Source organism: Amycolatopsis sp. Hca4, from assembly GCF_013364075.1.
Classification (GTDB): Bacteria; Actinomycetota; Actinomycetes; order Mycobacteriales; family Pseudonocardiaceae; genus Amycolatopsis.
This window is the reverse complement of sequence record NZ_CP054925.1, coordinates 9,435,860-9,453,481: the sequence shown is the minus strand read 5'-3', so window position 1 is coordinate 9,453,481 and position 17,622 is coordinate 9,435,860. Positions and strand designations below refer to the sequence as shown.

The 17,622-nt window shown below is 73.1% G+C and carries 17 protein-coding genes; 13 read left to right on the top strand and 4 right to left on the bottom strand.

Annotation, left to right across the window (positions count from 1 at the left end; all coding sequences use genetic code 11):
* Positions 1 to 8: 8 nt before the first annotated feature.
* Together HUT10_RS43165 and HUT10_RS43160 are read right to left on the bottom strand one after the other, a co-directional pair.
* Positions 9 to 851, bottom strand: coding sequence for an SDR family oxidoreductase (locus tag HUT10_RS43165; RefSeq protein WP_176176483.1), 843 nt, complete (start codon positions 849 to 851; stop codon positions 9 to 11).
* Between the two features lie 84 nt (positions 852 to 935).
* Positions 936 to 2,153, bottom strand: a complete 1,218-nt coding sequence (locus HUT10_RS43160) for a PP2C family protein-serine/threonine phosphatase (RefSeq protein WP_176176482.1) — start codon at positions 2,151 to 2,153, stop codon at positions 936 to 938.
* Positions 2,154 to 2,329: 176 nt separating this feature from the next.
* Here HUT10_RS43160 and HUT10_RS43155 point away from each other — a divergent pair, with 176 nt between their 5' ends.
* The 6 genes from HUT10_RS43155 to HUT10_RS43130 all read left to right on the top strand — a co-directional run bounded on the left by HUT10_RS43155 (position 2,330) and on the right by HUT10_RS43130 (position 6,682).
* Entirely contained in the window at positions 2,330 to 2,755 is a 426-nt protein-coding gene (locus HUT10_RS43155; RefSeq protein WP_176178308.1) for a MarR family transcriptional regulator, read from the top strand.
* Between the two features lie 74 nt (positions 2,756 to 2,829).
* Entirely contained in the window at positions 2,830 to 3,693 is an 864-nt protein-coding gene (locus HUT10_RS43150; RefSeq protein ID WP_176176481.1) for an STAS domain-containing protein, read from the top strand.
* On the top strand, positions 3,690 to 4,070 hold the full coding sequence (locus tag HUT10_RS43145; protein ID WP_176176480.1) for an STAS domain-containing protein: 381 nt from the start codon (positions 3,690 to 3,692) through the stop codon (positions 4,068 to 4,070). The genes HUT10_RS43150 and HUT10_RS43145 overlap by 4 nt, the downstream gene beginning before the upstream one ends.
* Positions 4,060 to 4,482, top strand: a complete 423-nt coding sequence (locus HUT10_RS43140; protein WP_176176479.1) for an anti-sigma regulatory factor — start codon at positions 4,060 to 4,062, stop codon at positions 4,480 to 4,482. The genes HUT10_RS43145 and HUT10_RS43140 overlap by 11 nt, the downstream gene beginning before the upstream one ends.
* Entirely contained in the window at positions 4,479 to 5,471 is a 993-nt protein-coding gene (locus tag HUT10_RS43135) for a SpoIIE family protein phosphatase (protein WP_176176478.1), read from the top strand. The genes HUT10_RS43140 and HUT10_RS43135 overlap by 4 nt, the downstream gene beginning before the upstream one ends.
* Positions 5,471 to 6,682, top strand: a complete 1,212-nt coding sequence (locus HUT10_RS43130; protein WP_176176477.1) for a PP2C family protein-serine/threonine phosphatase — start codon at positions 5,471 to 5,473, stop codon at positions 6,680 to 6,682. The genes HUT10_RS43135 and HUT10_RS43130 overlap by 1 nt, the downstream gene beginning before the upstream one ends.
* Here HUT10_RS43130 and HUT10_RS43125 read toward each other — a convergent pair.
* A complete protein-coding gene (locus HUT10_RS43125) occupies positions 6,651 to 7,427 on the bottom strand; it encodes a GntR family transcriptional regulator (protein WP_176176476.1) in 777 nt (258 codons plus the stop codon). The genes HUT10_RS43130 and HUT10_RS43125 overlap by 32 nt on opposite strands.
* Positions 7,428 to 7,564: 137 nt before the next feature.
* Here HUT10_RS43125 and HUT10_RS43120 point away from each other — a divergent pair, with 137 nt between their 5' ends.
* The 3 genes from HUT10_RS43120 to HUT10_RS43110 all read left to right on the top strand — a co-directional run bounded on the left by HUT10_RS43120 (position 7,565) and on the right by HUT10_RS43110 (position 11,480).
* Positions 7,565 to 8,434 (top strand): aldolase, encoded by an 870-nt coding sequence (locus HUT10_RS43120; RefSeq protein WP_176176475.1) that lies wholly within the window; start codon positions 7,565 to 7,567, stop codon positions 8,432 to 8,434.
* Positions 8,435 to 8,466: 32 nt separating this feature from the next.
* A complete protein-coding gene (locus tag HUT10_RS43115) occupies positions 8,467 to 9,951 on the top strand; it encodes a CoA-acylating methylmalonate-semialdehyde dehydrogenase (RefSeq protein ID WP_176176474.1) in 1,485 nt (494 codons plus the stop codon).
* 1,169 nt (positions 9,952 to 11,120) lie between these two features.
* On the top strand, positions 11,121 to 11,480 hold the full coding sequence (locus HUT10_RS43110; protein WP_176176473.1) for a hypothetical protein: 360 nt from the start codon (positions 11,121 to 11,123) through the stop codon (positions 11,478 to 11,480).
* Here the strand turns inward: HUT10_RS43110 and HUT10_RS43105 are convergent.
* The gene (locus HUT10_RS43105; protein ID WP_176176472.1) at positions 11,477 to 12,052 is read right to left on the bottom strand and encodes a TetR/AcrR family transcriptional regulator; all 576 of its coding nucleotides are present in this window, start codon (positions 12,050 to 12,052) and stop codon (positions 11,477 to 11,479) included. The two genes, HUT10_RS43110 and HUT10_RS43105, sit on opposite strands and share 4 nt — an antisense overlap.
* A 194-nt stretch (positions 12,053 to 12,246) precedes the next feature.
* Here HUT10_RS43105 and HUT10_RS43100 point away from each other — a divergent pair, with 194 nt between their 5' ends.
* The 4 genes from HUT10_RS43100 to HUT10_RS43085 all read left to right on the top strand — a co-directional run bounded on the left by HUT10_RS43100 (position 12,247) and on the right by HUT10_RS43085 (position 17,444).
* Positions 12,247 to 12,699 (top strand): (2Fe-2S)-binding protein, encoded by a 453-nt coding sequence (locus HUT10_RS43100; RefSeq protein ID WP_091309052.1) that lies wholly within the window; start codon positions 12,247 to 12,249, stop codon positions 12,697 to 12,699.
* Positions 12,686 to 13,648 (top strand): xanthine dehydrogenase family protein subunit M, encoded by a 963-nt coding sequence (locus HUT10_RS43095; RefSeq protein WP_176176471.1) that lies wholly within the window; start codon positions 12,686 to 12,688, stop codon positions 13,646 to 13,648. The genes HUT10_RS43100 and HUT10_RS43095 overlap by 14 nt, the downstream gene beginning before the upstream one ends.
* Positions 13,645 to 15,819 (top strand): xanthine dehydrogenase family protein molybdopterin-binding subunit, encoded by a 2,175-nt coding sequence (locus HUT10_RS43090; RefSeq protein WP_176176470.1) that lies wholly within the window; start codon positions 13,645 to 13,647, stop codon positions 15,817 to 15,819. The genes HUT10_RS43095 and HUT10_RS43090 overlap by 4 nt, the downstream gene beginning before the upstream one ends.
* A gap of 194 nt (positions 15,820 to 16,013) precedes the next feature.
* Positions 16,014 to 17,444 carry a carboxylesterase/lipase family protein gene (locus tag HUT10_RS43085; RefSeq protein ID WP_176176469.1) on the top strand — a complete coding sequence of 477 codons (1,431 nt, stop codon included), beginning with the start codon at positions 16,014 to 16,016 and terminating at the stop codon, positions 17,442 to 17,444.
* Positions 17,445 to 17,622 lie beyond the last annotated feature (178 nt).

Sequence of the window (17,622 nt, the reverse complement as noted above, 5' to 3'; positions counted from 1 at the left end):
CCGGTGTATCAGAGGATCGGCACGCCGCCGGTCACCGCGACCCGCGCGCCGGAGACGTAACTGCCGTCGTCGGAGGCCAGCAGCACGTACACCGGCGCGAGCTCGGCCGGCTGCCCGGCCCGCCCCAGCGGCACCTGCTCACCGAAGGACTTCACCGCCTCCTCCGGCATGGTCGACGGGATCAACGGCGTCCAGATCGGCCCCGGCGCGACACTGTTCGCCCGAATCCCCCTCGACCCCAGCAGCTGAGCCAGCGCGCCGGTCATGTTCGCGATACCGGCCTTCGTCACGTCGTACGGCAGCAACTGCGGGGTCGGGTTGTCGGAGTTCACCGACGAACTCCCGATGATCGACGCCCCCGGCTTCAAATGCGGCAAAGCCGCCTTGACCAGGTAGAAGAACGCACTCAGGTTGATCGCCAGCGTCCGGTCCCACTCCTCGTCGCTGATCTCCTCCAACGTCTCGTGACTCATCTGAAACGCGGCGTTGTTCACCAGCACGTCGAGCCGGCCGAACTCCTCGACCGCACGGGCGACCAAGGCCCGGCAGTGCGCCGGGTCGGCGACGTCACCGGGCACGACGACGGCCTTGCGCCCGGCCTCCTCGACCCAGCGCCGGGTCTCCTCGGCGTCCTCGTGTTCGTCGAGGTAGGAGATCAGCACGTCGGCGCCTTCGCGGGCGTAGGCGATCGCCACCGCACGGCCGATGCCGCTGTCGGCCCCGGTGATCAGCGCCGCCTTGCCGGTCAGCTTGCCGGAACCGCGGTAGCTGTGCTCGCCGTGATCGGGCCGCGGCGTCATCGCGGCGGTGGTCCCGGGCGGGGTCTGCTGCTGGGCGGGCTGCTCGGACACGGTGGCTCCTCGGGTGCGGGGGGTGGTTCTCCCCGTCCGTGTTCCCGGCCGCCGCCGGTTCACACCCCCCACCGCCGGTCCGGGCTACGGCGCCTCGTCGATCCGCCGCACGGTCATCGCCGGTTCCTTCCCGATCCCGGACAAGGGCGTCGAGCCGAACCAGTCCAGACACACCACCATGGCGTCGTCCTCGGCCTGGCTGCCGTGGCGGCGGGTGGACAGCTCCCGCAGCATCGCGCCCGGCACGTGCGCCGCCGGCAGGTCCGCCGTCGCCGTCACCGCTTCGGCCAGCTCGCGGTCCCCGTAGCGCTCGCCGTGCGGGCCCATCGCGTTGTAGACGCCGTCGCTGACGAAGACGAACCGGTCGCCGTCGGCCGCGTGGAAGCCCTCGACCGTGTAGATCGTGCCGTCGAACGTGCCGAGCGGGAGCTGCTCGTCGAACAGGATCCGCTCGGCCTTGCCGTCACGCAGCCGCCACAGCCGCGGCGAACCGGCGTCGACCACCGCCACCTCGCCGGTGCCGAGGTCGAACTCCAGCAGCAGCGCGGCCACGTGCTCGGCGCCGCGGTAGTGCGCGTAGACCGCCTGGTCGGCGAGCTCGGCCTGGGCGTCGAGCGGGATCCCGGCGCGCCGGGCGTTGCGCAGGGCGTTGACCGCGAGGTTCGTCAGCAACGCCGCTTCGCTGCCCTCGCCCATGCCGTTGATCAGGGTGACGGCGAGCGTCCGCGCGGACGCCGACCAGTCGAAGCAGTCGCCGTAGATGGCGTAGGCGGGCTCCAGCTGCCCGCCGAGCGCGAACTCGGCGCGGGTGCAGGCGCGCCCGGGCAGCAGCTGCCACTGCATCTCCGCGGCGAGCGTCAGCCGCGAAGACCGGCGCGCCTGGATGTAGAGGTCGGTGTCCCGGTCGGCGACGAACAGCTCGTGCGCCACCGCTTCGGCGATCCGCTGCAGCTCGGCCCACACCGGCGGCTCGGGTTCGTCGGGCAGGGTGACGGCCAGCACGCCGAGCCGGTCGCCGCGGACGCTGACCGGCAGGTAGCCGGTGATGCGGTCGCCGTCGCGGGCGAACGTCGCCGCCTGCGCGACGAACGCCGCCCCCGGCGTCGTGCCCTCGACCGGGATCGGTTCCGTCGTGTACGGCCGGTCGCTCACCCGGCACAGCTCGGTCAGGGCGTAGTCGGCCATCAGCAGCTCGACCGCCTCGGCACCGAAGTGCTCACCCAGCCCGGACCGCAGCGCACCGGGCAGGTCGTGCGGTGGCACGTCCCGCAGGAGACGCTCCACCGCCAGGGATCTGTCCAACGCCTGCCTCCTGCTCACGCACCCGTGCCGGGATCGGTTCTGTCGAGTCTGCGCCGCTCCGGCGCGCCGGTCCACGGCGAGTCGCGCGAGCTGTGCTGCCGGTTCAGCATAGGGATGCCAGAGTGGACGCCGTGGATCCATCCCGCGAGCATGCCGTCCCGGAGGGGACGGCTGCCGTGTCGGACCTCGCCCGCCTCTTCGAGTCGGTGGTCGAGGGCGAGCGGGACGTGTCACCGCGGCCGCTGTCGGTTTCCCAGCTGCGGGCGGTCGTCGCACTGGACCGCCACGACGGGGTCAACCTGCGGCAGCTGGCCGAGCAGCTCGGCTCGACGCCGCCGCTGGTCAGCAGGCTGTGCGACCGGCTGGAGGCGGTCGGGTTCCTCGAGCGGCTGCCCAGTGCGCGCAGCCGGCGTGAGCTGACGCTGCGGCTGTCCGACCGCGGGCGCGCGTACCTGCAGGACCTGCGGGCCCGGCGCCGGGACCGCGTCCAGGCGCTGCTGGCGAAGATGACGCCGGCGGGCCGCGACGCGCTGGCCGCCGGGCTGCGGGAGTACCGGGCCCTCGCGGAGACGGCCGGGGACCTCCCCGATTTGCGTTCGTGATACAACTGTTGTTGTATGACAATCACTCAGTCGGCGTACAGCAGAGCGCGCCTCGATGATCCGAGGAGGGGTCGGTGCTGGGCACGGACGACAGCCAGGTCCGCACGGTCCTGGCGCGCATGCTGGAAGAGGACCGGACCGCGCTGGCCCGCGACTGGGCGGGCCAGGAGCCGGGCGGCAGCGACCGGAACGGCCAGGACCTGCGGCGCGAAGCCGTCGAGTTGCTGGAGGCCCTCCGGACCGCGCTCGGCGGCACGCTCCCGGTGTCCCGGATCGTCGAGCAGGACCCCGCGGTCCGCGACGCGCTGACGTCGCTGTCGGAGCGCCGGGCCCGGGCGGGCGCCCAGCCGTCGGCCACCGCCATGGCGATCCTCGCGCTCAAGCGCACGATGCTGAGCTCGATCGAGCGGCACACAGACGACTCCGCCCTCCGCTACCGGGCCGCACTGCTGGTCAACGAGCTGCTCGACAGCGCGGGCGTGCTGACCTTCGAGGTCTACTCGGCCGGCCGCGAGCAGATCATCCGCGAGCAGCACAGCCAGGTGCTCGAACTGTCCACGCCCGTCGTGCGGCTGTGGCGCCACGTCCTCGCCGTGCCGCTGATCGGCACGCTCGACAGCGCCCGGACCCAGGTCGTGATGAACAGCCTGCTGGAGTCGATCCAGGCCAACGAGGCGCGGGTGGCGATCATCGACATCACCGGCGTCCCGACCGTCGACACCGCGGTCGCGCACCACCTGCTGCAGACCGTCAGCGCCGTCCGGCTGATGGGCGCGGAGTGCGTGATCAGCGGCATCCGCCCCTCGATCGCGCAGACCATCACGCAGCTGGGCATCGACCTCTCGCACATCGTCACCCGCGGTTCGCTGGCCGACGCGCTGGCGACCGCGATGCAGCTGCTCGGCGACGGCGCCCACCCGGGCGCGGTGACCGGGTGAACGCCGGCCTGCCGATCCTGCGACTGGGCGACATCCTGCTCACCGGCCTGCTGAGCGACCTGGACGACAAGACAGCCCTCGCCTTCACCGAGGAGCTGACCACCCGGATCGCGAACGAGGGCATCCGCGGCGTCATCATCGACATCTCCCGGCTGGAGATCATCGACTCGTTCGTCGCCCGCGTGCTCATACAGCTGGCCGGCACCGGGCGGCTGCTCGGCACCCGGATGGTCGTGGCGGGGATGCGCCCGGCCGTCGCGCTCACCCTGACCGAGCTCGGGCTCCAGCTCACCGGCGTCCGGACCGCGCTCAACGCGGAGCAGGCGATGGAGCTGCTGGGCTGGCGCCGTCCCGCCGAGGCGCCCCATGCTCCCTGACGAACGGACCGTCCCGTCCGGCGAGCACCCGGTCCGGGTGGAGGGCGACCTCCTCTCCGCCCGGCACGCCGTGCGGGCGGCCGCGGTCGCCGCGGGGTTCTCGATCGTCGACCAGACGAAGATCGTGACCGCGGCCAGCGAACTGGTCCGCAACGCCTACATCCACGGCGGGGGCGGCGCGATGACCGTCGAAGCGGTCCGCGATCCGGCCGGGCGGATCGGGATCCGGCTCCGGGTCCGCGACGAGGGCCCCGGGATCGCCGACGTCGAGCAGGCCATGACCGACGGCTTCAGCACCGGCGCCGGGCTCGGGCACGGCCTCGGCGGCACCCGGCGGCTGGTCGACGAGTTCGACCTCGACACCGCACCGGGCCGCGGCACCACCGTCACGGTCGTGCGCTGGAAGCCATGACCGCGACCGCCGCCGGCCTGACCCGCCGGATCCGCGTCGACCACCCCAGTGCCGGGTACGCCGCCGCCCGCGTCGCCCGCGAAACCGCCCACGAGGCCGGGCTCGCGGGCGTGCTGGCCGACCGCGCCGCGGTGGTGGCCGCCGAGCTCGCCGGCAACATCGACAAGCACACCGACGGCGGCTCGGTGTTCGTGCAGGCGTCGCTCACCGGGCGCGGCGTCGACGTGCTGGCCGCCGACGACGGTCCCGGCATGGCCGACCTCGACCACTGGCTGGTCGACGGCAACACGACCACCGCCACCCTGGGCACCGGCCTCGGCGCGGTGAAGCGGATGGCGGCCGAGTTCCGGATCACGTCCTCGCCCGCGGCCGGGACGCTCGCCGCCGCCCGCCTGCTCGACCCGGCCACGCCGGTGCCCCGCCGGGCGATCGGGCACTTCCGCCTGCCCCGCGACGGCGAGCAGTTCTGCGGTGACGCCGTCGCGCTGGCCGACGTCACCGGCAGCCGGACCGCCTTCGTCGCCGACGGGCTCGGGCACGGCCCGGACGCCGCCGAAGCCGCCGAAGCCGCGCTGCGCGTGTTCACGGAGAACCCCGACCGCCCGCTGCCCCACCAGCTGACGAACATGCACCGCGCGCTGCGCACGACCCGCGGCGCGGCGATCGCGCTCGTGCGGATCGCGCCCCGGCGGCTCGAGTTCTGCGGCGTCGGCAACGTCAGCGGCGCGAGCCTCGGCGACGGGCCGTCCCGGCTGCTGCTCAGCACGCCCGGCGTCGTCGGGTTCACCCTGCCGTCGGCGCCGGTCCGGCACCTGGCGCTGGCCGACGACGACGTCGTCGTGCTGCACACCGACGGCATCGGCACCGGCTGGCGCGTCCCCGGCCGGGCGCCGGACCTGCTGCTGCTCGCCGCGGACCTCGCGCACCGGCACCGGAACGCCCGCGACGACGCGGCGATGCTCGCACTGAGCGCGGAGAGGCCCGCCTGATGCGTCCCGACCTGGCCCGGATCCGGCGGCGCCTCCGCACGGCCTGCACCCGGGCCGGCGTGCCCGCCGACGACCGCGGGCGGCTGGTGCTCGCGGTCACGCTGCTCGCCGAACCGGCGCTCACCGCCGGCGAGAACGTGGACGTGGCGATGGCGGCCTCGGACCGGCGGCTCGCCGTCACGGTGCGGCTGGACCACCCCGTCAGCCAGGGCAGCCGCAACGCCCTGCCGCTGCTGCCCGAGCGCGGCGACGGCGACACGCTGACCTGGCACCTCACCGGCGGCAGGCCCGCGGCCACCGCCGACCTCGACGACGACCGGGCGACCCGCGAGGAGATGCTCGCGCTGGTCGCCCGCGCCGACACCCTCGCCAACGAGCAGCGGGACCTCAAGCACGAGCTCGCCGAGACCAACAGCGGCGTGCTGGCGATGTACGTCGAGCTGGAGCAGCGGGACGAGCAGCTCCGCCGCGCGCACGCGGCGATCTTCCGCGAACTGGAGGACGCGCTGCGCCCGCGGCCGCCGCTGGTGCCGGGCCTGGAGCTGGCCGTCCACTATTCGCCGACCGACCAGGACTCCCCCACCGGCGGCGACCTCTACGACTGGTTCGTCCTGCCCGACGGCCAGGTCCACGTGACACTGGTCGACGCGGTCGGCCACGGGGTGACCTCGACCCGGCACGCGCTGACGACCACGCACGCAATCCGGACCCTCGCGCTGGAGGGGCACCCGTTCCCGGACCTGATCGCCCACGCGTCGCACACCCTCGCCGCGATCGAGCCGGGCCTGATGGCCACCGTCCTGCTGGCCCGGATCGACCCGTCGACCGGCCGGACCCGCTTCGCGCACGGCGGCCACCCGGAGCCGGTGCTGGTCACCGCGGGCGAGCCGGCCCGCCTGCTGCCGGCAACGGAGCCCGGCCGCGGGGTCGGCTTCCCCGATCCGGGCAGCCGCGAGCTGGTCGAGGTGGTCCTGGCCCCGGGCGACACGGTGCTGCTCTACACCGACGGCCTGGTGGAGAGCCGCAAGGACATCGACGAAGGCCAGGCCCGGCTGCTGGCGCTGGCGGCGGCCCACCGCACGTGGCCGACCGCGGACCTGCCCCGCGAGCTGGTGACCCGGATGCACGACGTGGTGCAGCACGCCGACGACACGGTGGTGCTGGCGGTGCGCCGGAGCCCTACTGCGGCCCGTTCGTCAGCGACAGGTTGAACGTGTACCGGGACGCCCGGTACACGTGCCACCCGTATTCGACGACCCGCCCGGCGTCGTCGTAGGTGGTGCGCTGCATGGTCAGCAGCGCGGCGCCCGGGGTCTCCCCGAGCAGTTCCGCGTCCTCTTCGGTGGCCAGCCGGGCGCCGATGTTCTGCTCGGCCGCGTGCAGCCGCACGCCCGCCGAGCGCAGGAGCTGGTAGAGCCCGCGCTCGCGCAGCTCGTCGTCGGCGGGGTCGACGAGCCCGTCCGGGAGGTAGTTGTTCATCAGCGCGAGCGGCTCGCCGTCGGTCGAGCGGAGCCGCTTCAGCCGCCGGACGTGCGTCAACCCGGGCGCCTCCAGCAGCTCGGCCACCTCGGCCCCGGCCTCTTCGACCCGGTTGACCAGCACCGCCGACTCCGGCTTGCCGCCCAGGCCGGCGAGGTCGTCGAACAGGCTGCTCAGCCGCAGCGGCCGGCTCACCTTCGTGCGGACGACCTGCGTGCCGACCCCGCGCCGCCGCACGAGCAGGCCCTGGTTGACCAGCGTCTGGATCGCCTGCCGGATCGTCGGCCGCGAGAGGCGCAGGCTCGCGGCGAGGTCGACCTCGTTGTCCAGCCGCGCGCCCGCCGGCAGCCTGCCGTCCTCGATCGCGGCGTGCAGCTGCCGGGACACCTGGAAGTACAGCGGCTCGGGGCTGCCCGGGTCGAGGACGATCTCGCGTCCCGCGTCCCAGGCCGGGAAGGTGGCGTCCAGCTTGCTCATCGGGGCAGCGTACCGCCTCGGCGCCACCTGTTGGGATGACGTGTTGTCCATATGTCTTGACAAAGTTCCGGCCCACTGGAATCGTCGGCAGCGTCATCGACGGGCGCGAAGGGCGCGCCTCGGGCTGGGAGGAAACCGTGACCGACGTGCTGCGGCGCATCGTCGCCCAACGCGTGCACGATCCGGGCGCGATCGCCGAGGCGGCCGCGAACCGCACGCGGGCGGCGTCACCCTTCAACCACTCCGGCCGCATGATGATCATCGCGGCGGACCACCCGGCCCGCGGCGCGAACGCCGTGGGCGGCAACCCGACGGCGATGGCCGACCGCGGCGAGCTGCTGGAGCGGCTGTGCCTGGCGTTGGAGCGCCCCGGCGTCACCGGCGTCCTGGCCACCCCGGACGTCATCGACGACCTGCTGCTGCTCGGCGTGCTGGACGGCAAGACGGTGCTCGGCTCGATGAACCGCACCGGGCTGGCCGGGTCGAGCTTCGAGATCGACGACCGGTTCGCGTGCTACGACGCGGAAACGATCCAGCGGATGCGGTTCGACGGCGGCAAGACCCTGACCCGGATCTGCCTGGAGGACCCGGCCACGCCCGGTGTCCTGGAGAACACCGCGAAGGCGGTCAACGAGCTGGCCGACCGGAAGCTGATCGCGCTGGTCGAGCCGTTCCTGTCGCGCTGGGTCGAGGGGCGCGTGCAGAACGACCTCTCCCCCGACGCGGTGATCAAGTCGATCACCATCGCCGCCGCCCTCGGCCGGTCGTCGGCCTACACCTGGCTCAAGCTCCCGGTGGTCGAGGAGATGGAGCGCGTGCTGGCGTCGTCGACCCTGCCGGCCGTGCTGCTCGGCGGCGAGGTCAAGGACCCGGACGCGGCCTTCGCCGCCTGGCAGCGGGCCCTGGCCCAGCCGACGGTGCAGGGCCTGGTGGTCGGCCGCTCGCTGCTCTACCCCCACGACGGCGACGTCGCCAAGGCCGTCGACACCGCGGTCGGACTGCTGTGATTTCGCACCGGCGCCACTACCCGGAGGACACCGTGAACACCATCGAGCACTGGATCGACGGCACCGCCACCCCGGCGGGCTCGACCCGCACGGCGCCGGTCTACGACCCGGCCACCGGGCAGCGGCAGGCCCGGGTGCTGCTGGCCGAGCCGTCCGATGTGGACACCGCGGTCTCGGCCGCGGCCAAGGCGTTCGAGTCGTGGGGCAACTCGTCGCTGTCCCGGCGCACGAAGGTGATGTTCGCCTTCCGCGAGCTGCTGGTGCGCCACGAAGACGAGCTCGCCGGGATCATCTCGGCCGAGCACGGCAAGGTGATCGAGGACGCCCGCGGCGAGATCGTCCGCGGCCGCGAGGTCGTCGAGTACGCCTGCGGCATCGCCGACGCGCTCAAGGGCAGCTTCTCCGACCAGGTGTCGCGGGACGTCGACGTGCACGACTTCCGCCAGCCCCTGGGCGTGGTCGCCGGGATCACGCCGTTCAACTTCCCGATCATGGTGCCGCTGTGGATGCACCCGATCGCCATCGCCACCGGCAACACGTTCGTCCTCAAGCCCAGCGAGCGCGACCCGTCGGCCTCGAACTTCGTCGCGCGGCTGTATTCCGAAGCCGGCCTGCCCGACGGCGTCTTCAACGTCGTGCACGGAAACAAGGTGGCGGTCGACGCGATCCTGGACCACCCGCAGATCGCGGCGGTGTCGTTCGTGGGTTCGACGCCGATCGCCAAGTACGTCCACGAGCGCGGCACGGCGGCGGGCAAGCGCGTCCAGGCACTGGGAGGCGCGAAGAACCACGCGGTCGTCCTCCCCGACGCGGACCTCGAGTTCGCCGCGGACCACCTGACGGCGGCCGCATTCGGTTCGGCAGGCCAACGCTGCATGGCCATCTCGGTCGGCGTGGCAGTGGGTTCGGCGGGCGACAGGCTGGTGGAGATCCTGCAGCGCAAGGCCGCGGAGGTGAAGGTAGGCCCCGGCACGGACCCGGCAAGCGACATGGGCCCCCTGGTCACGGAGGCGGCCCGCGAGCGCGTGGAGCAATCGGTGGCCCGCGGCGCGGAACAGGGAGCAAAGGTCGTCGTGGACGGGCGAGGCTTGAAGGTGGAGGGCCACGAGGAGGGCTTCTTCGTCGGCCCGTCCCTGCTGGACGAGGTAACCCCGGAGATGGACGCCTACCGCGACGAGATCTTCGGCCCGGTGCTGTCGATCGTCCGAGCGGCAACGCTGGACGAAGCAATAGAGGTGATCAACACCAACCCGTACGGCAACGGAACGGCGGTCTTCACAGCAAGCGGCGAGGCGGCCCGCAAGTTCCAGCGAGAGGTCAAGGTGGGCATGATCGGCGTGAACGTCCCGATCCCGGTCCCGATGTCGTACTACTCATTCGGAGGCTGGAAGGACTCCCTGATAGGAGAAAGCCCCATCCACGGCCCGGCGGGCACCCGTTTCTACACCCGCGCAAAGGTGGTAACAACCCGCTGGCCCCACAGCGAAGCGGCGTTCAACTTCCCGACATCCACCTGAACTGCTTCTACCGGCTCCCTGCCCCCGCTGGGGGCAGGCCGCAGCCGCGGGAGGGGCAACCCAAGGCAGTCGAAGCCGCACGAACCGGCAGCACCGCCTGAGCCACCCGAGCCGCCTGGGAGCCGGAGGGCCCGGGGGGCCGGAGGGCCGGGAGGTCCGGGGGGCCGGAGGGCCCCGGGGGGCCGGAGAGCCCGGGGGCCGGAGAGCCCGGAGGGGCCGGGAGGCCGGAGGGCCCGGGGCCGGGGGGGGCGGAGGGGCCGGGGGGGGCCGGGGGGGGGGCGACGTAACCCGCCGGAACCACTCCGAGCCACACAACCGCCTCAGCCACCCGAGCAGCCGCCGGGGAGCCGGGGCAGGGGCCAGGGCCGGGGAGCCACCCAACCCGCCGGAGCCACCCCGAGCCACACAACCGCCTCAGCCACCCGAGCCGCCGAGCCGCCGGGGAGCCGGGGCCGGGGCCGGGGCCGGGGCCGGGGAGCCACGCAACCCGCCGGGACCACCCCGAGCCACATAACCGCCAAAGTCCCAGAACTGCCCGAGCCACGAAGAGCCACGAGAACCGCCAGGGCTCCCCCACACCCGGCTGTATCAACCGCCCAAGCCGCCGAGCCACGGGAGCCGCGCAAATCTCCTGAGCTACCGGGCAACGAGGAGCCGCGCGGGCCGTCCGAGGCGCCCCGAGTCGCCAAAGGCGCCCGGGCCGGGCCGCCCCGACGGGCCGCCCCGCGCGGACCGGCCCGGGCGGACCGCACCCGCAAAAGACGAGTCACCCCAAGGCAAGCCGCGGATGCGGCGGGAGTCGCCGGAGCCAGCCGAGCCACGCAACCGACCTGGGCGCCCGCTCCCCAAGCCCGCAGCCCGTCCGCCCCCGCGAGCCGCAGCCGCAAAAGGCGCGCGGGCAGCGGCCCCGATTTTCACCTCGAGCACCGCCGCCTGCGATACCTCGGTCGCCCGCCGGTCGGTCACCACAGAATCCGGGTCGCTCCTGTGGCCGCGCCGCCGCGGGCCGCCACCCTCGCCGGGCTGTCGCAAACCTTGCCGTCCCATCGCCCCCCCAGCGCGGCCCCCTCCCGGCGGCGGCCTCGAGCCCCCAGCCGCCCATCCGGCAACCGGAACACCTCTCTCCGTTTTCCGGTACGGTGGCAACACCACCCCCGAAGGAGGCTCCCGTGGGATACCGAGGCCCGCTCCCGAAAACCGCGATCGCCCGGTACAACACCTGCGTAGTCGCGCTTCGGACGTCACCTCGGTGGGGGCCGCTCGTCCGGCGGCGCCTCACCCAGATCACCTACACCGGCCGCCGGTCGGGGCGGACCTTCAGCACTCCCGTCGGCTACCGGCGGGATGGCGAGGTCGTCACCATCGGCGTGATGATGCCCGATGCGAAGTCGTGGTGGCGCAACTTCACCGGCGACGGCGGGCCCATCACCCTCGACCTCGATGACACCGGCCGCACCGGTCACGCCGTTGCGCGGCGCGATGAACGCGGGCGGGTCACCGTCACCGTGCGGCTCGACGGCGAAGCCTAGTCCGGGTGCGCGGCCATCCCGTGCCACAACAAGTCCGCGAGCTCCGCCGCGTCGCGCTGCCAGTCGCCGTTCGGGTCCAGCCACAAGAGGCCGCCCAGACCGCGCATCACCAGGACCGGGGTCAGGCCCGGGCGGATCGTTCCGGCCGCCGCGTTGGCTTCGAGCATCGCCGCCACCGCGCCGAGCATGTCCTCGAACGCGTCGCCCGGCAGCTCGCCTCGAGCCGCCGTTGCCGTGCGGAGGGCGTCGGCCAGGCCCTTCTTCGTCATCATGTAGTGGGCCACGTGGTCGGTCACCCACAGGCGCATCGCCTCGTCCGGGGGGTGCTTCTCCAGCAGCACCGGCACGATCTCCACGATGTGCCGGACCTCCCGCCGGTAGACCGCCAGGATCAGCGCCTCCGGGGTCGGGAAGTGCCGGTACACCGTGCCGACGCCGACGCCGGCCTGCTTGGCGATCGCGTTGAACGAGACCTCGCCCGCGTCGGCCAGGGACGCCGCCGCCGCGACGAGGATGCGCTCGTGGTTGCGCCGGGTATCCGCTCGGCGCGGGCTGACCGATCCGGTCGACATGGTTCCTCCCGGTGGTCGTGCCGTCCCGCTGAATCTAGCCCAGACCTGGAGCTGCTCCAGGGCGACAGGCTCGTTGCCAAGCGGATTGTAATCCGCTAGCCTCGCGACCGAGTGAAGCGGATGACTATCCGCTCCCGCCTTCACCGCCCCACCACACCGTCGGGCAACCCGCCCGGCTCCGCGGAAAGAGACCAGTGGACATCTCACTCGAAGTCAACGGCACCACCGAACACCTGGACGTCGATCCCGGCGTCACGCTCTTGGACGCGCTGCGCGAGCGCCTCGCCGTCACCGGCCCGAAGAAGGGCTGCGACCGCGGGCAGTGCGGCGCCTGCACCGTGCACGTGGGCGGCAAGCCCGTGCTCTCGTGCCTCACCCTGGCCGCCACCGTCAAGCAGCCGGTGACGACCGTCGAAGGACTGTCCACAGAGGACGGGCTGCACCCGGTGCAGCAGGCGTTCGTCGACCAGGACGCCCTGCAGTGCGGGTTCTGCACCGCCGGGCAGATCATGTCGGCGGTCGCCGCCGTCGAGCAGGACGTCGAGGACGTGCGGGAATTCATGTCCGGCAACCTCTGCCGGTGCGCGGCCTACCCGAACATCGTCAAGGCCGTCGAGCAGGCGAGGCGGGCCGATGCGTCCCTTTGAGCTGACCGCACCCACCACCGTCGAAGCGGCGGTCGCCACGCCCGGCACCTACCTGGCCGGCGGGACGACCCTGGTCGACCTGATGAAGCTCGACGTCCTGACGCCGGAGCACGTGCTCGACATCAACGCCGTGCCGTTGCGCGGCATCGACACCACCGACGGCCTGCGCTTCGGCGCGCTCGAGCGGATGGGCGCGATCGCCGCGCACCCCGGCGTCTACCCGGCGATCTCGCGCGCCCTGCTGCTGAGCGCGTCCCAGCAGCTGCGGAACATGGCCAGCATCGGCGGGAACCTGCTGCAGCGCACGCGCTGCTCGTACTTCCGCGACATCGCCATGCCGTGCAACAAGCGCGTCCCCGGCAGCGGCTGCTCCGCGCTCACCGGCGCCAACCGGATGCACGCAATCCTCGGCACGAGCGAGGCGTGCGTGGCCACGCACGCCAGTGACGTCGCCGTCGCCCTGGTCGCGCTCGACGCCCGGCTGCGGCTGGCGGACGCGTCCGGCACCCGCGAGGTCGCGTTGGCCGACTTCTACGAGCTGCCCGGCGACACCCCCGCCGTCGAGAACGACCTGCGCCCCGGCGAACTGATCACCGAGGTGGTCGTGCCGCGGCTGGACTGGGCCGCGAACTCGACCTACGTCAAGGTGCGCGACCGGCAGTCCTACGAGTTCGCGCTGTGCTCGGCCGCCGTCGCGCTGGACGTCCGGGACGGGGTCGTCGCCGACGCCCGGGTCGCGGCCGGCGGCGTCGGGACGGTGCCGTGGCGGCTGCCGTCCGTCGAGGCGGCCCTGCGTGGCGCCCCGGCGACCGAGGCGAGCTTCGAAGCGGCCGCCGCGGTGGCCGTCGACGGCGCGCAACCGTTGTCCGACAACGCGTTCAAGGTGCCGCTGCTGCAGCGCACCATCGTCCGGGCCCTGCTCGAACTGACCGAGGGGAGCTCCCGATGATCACCCGGCTCGACGCGCCGCTGAAGGTCACCGGCGGCGCCAAGTACGGCGCCGACCACACCTTCCCCGGCATGGTCTACGGCTACACCGTGCTCAGCACGATCGCCAACGGCGAGATCGAAGCCGTGGACGCCACCGCGGCGAAGAGCGCGCCCGGCGTGCTCGAGGTGTACACCCCGTTCGACCCGCTGACCCTGAACACCCCGAGCCTGCCGGTGTTCGGCGAGACGTGGGTTCCGTTGCAGGACAAGGAAGTCTCCTACTACGGCCAGCCGATCGGCTTCGTCGTCGCGGAGACGTTCGAGCAGGCCAGGGACGCCGCGGCCCTCGTCAAGGTCGCTTACCGCGAGCGGCCCGCCCGCACCTCGCTCACCGAGTTCCTCGACGAGGCCGAGATGGCGCCGCCGACGTTCAACGGCGCTCCCCCGGAAATCGAAGTGCTCGAAGACGGCGTCGAATCCATCGATGCCGCGCTGGCCGCGAGCCCGGTGGTCCTCGAGGCGACCTACTCGACCGCGACGCAGAACCACGCCGCGATGGAGCCGCACTCCGCGGTCGCGGTGTGGGACGACGGCGAGCTGACCGTCTACAGCGGCAACCAGGCTTCCGACATGCAGGCGACCGAATTGGCCGTCGCGCTCGGCGTGCCGCGGGAGGCCGTCCACGCGCTCAACCCGTTCGTCGGCGGCGCGTTCGGCGGCAAGGGGCGGACGTCCACGCCGGCGTTCCTGGCCGCGGCGGCCGCCCGTGCACTGGGCCGCCCGGTGAAGGCCGCGCTGACCCGCGAACAGGTCTTCACCGCCACCGCCGGCCGGGCCTCGACGATCCAGAAGCTCGCGATCGGCGCCGAGCCGGACGGCACCCTGGTCGCCCTGCGGCACGATTCGTGGTGCCACACCGACACCGCGCGGTCGTTCGTCGAACCGACGTCGCACGGCACCTCGCGCGAGTGGTACGCCACGAAGAACCTGTCGATCACGCAGCGGATGGTGCCGCTGAACGTCCCGCCGACCACGTTCATGCGGGCCCCCGGCGAGGCACCCGGCTCGTTCGCGCTGGAGAGCGCGATCGACGAGCTCGCCGAAAAGCTCGGCATGGACCCGATCGAGCTGCGCGTGCGCAACAACTCGACCGCTCCGCCCGGCCACGACCTGCAGTGGTCGAGCAAGCACCTCGACGAGTGCTTCCGGATCGGCGCCGACCGGTTCGGCTGGGCGCACCGCCCGGCGGGCACGCGCACCGACGGCGACTGGCTCGTCGGCCAGGGTGTCGCCACCGCGGTGTTCCCGGCCCTGCGGTTCCCGGCCACCGTCGGGATCACGCTGCGGGCGGACGACACCGCCGACGTCGCCACGAGCGGCGCGGACCCGGGCACCGGCCTGCTGACCGTGCTCTCCCTGGTGGGCGCCGAATCGCTGGACATCCCGGCGGACCGGATCACCCCGCGCCTCGGCGACTCCGCCCTCCCGCCGGGCGGCATGTCGGGCGGCTCGACGGCGACGGCGAGCGCGGGCACGGCGATCATGCTCGCCGCCACCAAGGCGATCGACGAGCTGACGGCGCTCGCCGCCGACCCCGGCGCGCCGTTCGCCGGGCGCCAGGTCACCTACGCCGACGGCCGCGTCTTCGCCGACGGCGAGTCGATGACGTTCGGTGAGCTGCTGCGCGCGGTGGACCGCGAAACGCTCGAGGTGACCGGGACGTCGGCCCCCGGCGAGGAGATGACCAAGCACTCCTTCGCCTCGTGGGGCGCGCAGTTCTGCGAGGTCCGGGTGCACAAGTGGACGCGCGAAGCACGGGTGTCCCGGATGCTCGGGGTCTTCGACGCGGGCCGGATCATCAACGACAAGGCGGCTCGCAGCCAGATCATGGGCGGCATGATCTGGGGTGTCTCGGCCGCGCTCCACGAGGGCCTGGAGATCGAGGCGAACGGACGGCTCGCCAACGGCGACTTCGCGAGCTACCTGCTGCCGGTCAATGCCGACATCCCGGAGGTGGGCGTCCACTTCGTCGAATACCCGGACACCCTGCACAACGCGGTGGGCGCACGGGGCCTCGGCGAAATCGGCACCGTCGGCATGGCGGCGGCGGTGGCCAACGCCGTCTACAACGCCACCGGCATCCGGGTGCGGCACATCCCGATCACCATCGAGGACCTCCTCGAAGGCTGACGGTGTGGGCAGGGCGTCCCCAGCGCCCTGCCCACACCGCACCGGGAATGCGCGGCGGCGTCCTTTCGGCCGAACGGACCCGCCGCCGTTATCCATCCGCGACAACCTCGGAGGCGGAACGCCCATGACGGCGGCCCGTCCGCGGTCCTAGGCTGACGGGCAATTCCCCCGACAGTCCACGAAGGGACCCGCGCATGACCGACCCCGTCGTCCCCACCACGTCCGGCGCGGTCCGCGGTCAGGTCACCCCCGCCGGCGTGGTGCTCTTCCGCGGCATCCCGTACGCGGCCGCGCCCGAAGGCGAGCTGCGCTTCGCCGAACCCGTCCCCGCACCACCGTGGGAGGGCGTCCGCGATACGCGGAGACCGGGGCCGACGGCGCCGCAACGCCGTCACGACGTACCCGGCCTCGACCTGACCCCGCTCACCGGCGCCGGCTGGCGCCCGGGACCGGAGTACCTGACGGTCGACGTCTGGACCCCGCAGCCGGGCGCCGCTTCCCTGCCGGTGCTGGTGTTCGTGCACGGCGGCGCGTTCCTCGGCGGCGCCGCGTCGGCCGCGGTCCACGACGGCACGGCGTTCGCCCGAGCCGGCGCGGTCGTGGTGACCGTCCAGTACCGCCTCGGCATCGACGGCTTCCTCCCCGTGGACGGCGGCGCGACCAACCTCGGCCTGCGCGACCAGCTCGCGGCCCTGCACTGGGTGCGGGAGAACATCACCGCGTTCGGCGGCGACCCGGCCAACGTCACCCTCTTCGGCGCCGCGTCGGGCGCGGTCAGCGTCGCCTGCCTGCTCGGCTCGCCCCTCTCGACCGGGCTCTTCCGCCGCGCGATCGTCCAAAGCGGACACCCGGACATGGTCCGCGACGGCGTCCAGGCCCGGCGCCTGGCCAAGGTCGTCGCCGACGAGCTGAAGGTGGAGCCGACGGCGGAGGCGTTCCGCAAGGTGTCGACCGAGCAGCTGCTCGACGCCCAGGACGCGGTGCTGCGCCCGGGCGGCGCCCCCGACCTGCGCGACGCACTGGGCTACGACCGCGGCTACGGGCTCAGCCCCTTCCTCCCGGTGATCGGCGACGACGTCCTGCCGCACCACCCGGCCAAGGCGATCAAGGCCGGCGCGGGCCGTGACGTCGACCTGATCGTGGGCAGCTGCAGCGAAGAGATGCGGCTCTACCTGGTGCCGACGGGCGCGCTGGAGGCGGTCACGGACGACCAGGCGGTGGCCTCCCTGGCGGTGTCCCACCCGGACCCCGCGGGAGTGCTCTACGCGTACGGCCTGGGCTCGGGGCGCACGGCGGGCGAGATCCTGGTGGAGGCCCTGACGGACCTGGTCTTCCGCGACGGCGTGCGCGACCTGGCCGCCAACCACACCGGCCGGACGTTCCGCTACGAGTTCGAATGGGGCTCGCCGCTGCTCGAAGGCAGGCTGGGAGCGTGCCACGGGCTGGAGCTGCCGTTCGTGTTCGGAGCGCTGGACGCGCTCTCGGGGCCGAGGGGCCTGCTCGGCGAGAACCCGCCGATCGAGCTGGCGGCCGAGCTGAACGGCGCCTGGCACCGCTTCGCGACGACGGGCTCGCCGGGCTGGGCGGAGTACACGGGCGAGGACACGATGTTCCACGCGTACTGAGGCAGCTGCCCGCGCACCACACCCGCCGACCGGGACCGTCCACCTGCGCCACGCCGTTCGCCGTCGACGAGTCCGAGAGCGACGCTGCGTTCGGCGACGCGGCCACCGCACTCCTCGACGCCCGTCGCTCCTCTCGCCCGCCGTCGGATCACGAATCGGTCGAGGCGCTTTGCTCCAG

What these genes read in the sequence shown, in the direction of transcription:
- HUT10_RS43130 (WP_176176477.1), top strand. Translation starts at nt 5,471, where the DNA reads ATGCGTCCCGACCTGGCCCGGATCCGGCGGCGCCTCCGCACGGCCTGC.
- HUT10_RS43135 (WP_176176478.1), top strand. Translation starts at nt 4,479, where the DNA reads ATGACCGCGACCGCCGCCGGCCTGACCCGCCGGATCCGCGTCGACCAC.
- HUT10_RS43125 (WP_176176476.1), bottom strand. Translation starts at nt 7,427, where the DNA reads ATGAGCAAGCTGGACGCCACCTTCCCGGCCTGGGACGCGGGACGCGAG.
- HUT10_RS43090 (WP_176176470.1), top strand. Translation starts at nt 13,645, where the DNA reads ATGATCACCCGGCTCGACGCGCCGCTGAAGGTCACCGGCGGCGCCAAG.
- HUT10_RS43105 (WP_176176472.1), bottom strand. Translation starts at nt 12,052, where the DNA reads ATGTCGACCGGATCGGTCAGCCCGCGCCGAGCGGATACCCGGCGCAAC.
- HUT10_RS43095 (WP_176176471.1), top strand. Translation starts at nt 12,686, where the DNA reads ATGCGTCCCTTTGAGCTGACCGCACCCACCACCGTCGAAGCGGCGGTC.
- HUT10_RS43140 (WP_176176479.1), top strand. Translation starts at nt 4,060, where the DNA reads ATGCTCCCTGACGAACGGACCGTCCCGTCCGGCGAGCACCCGGTCCGG.
- HUT10_RS43085 (WP_176176469.1), top strand. Translation starts at nt 16,014, where the DNA reads ATGACCGACCCCGTCGTCCCCACCACGTCCGGCGCGGTCCGCGGTCAG.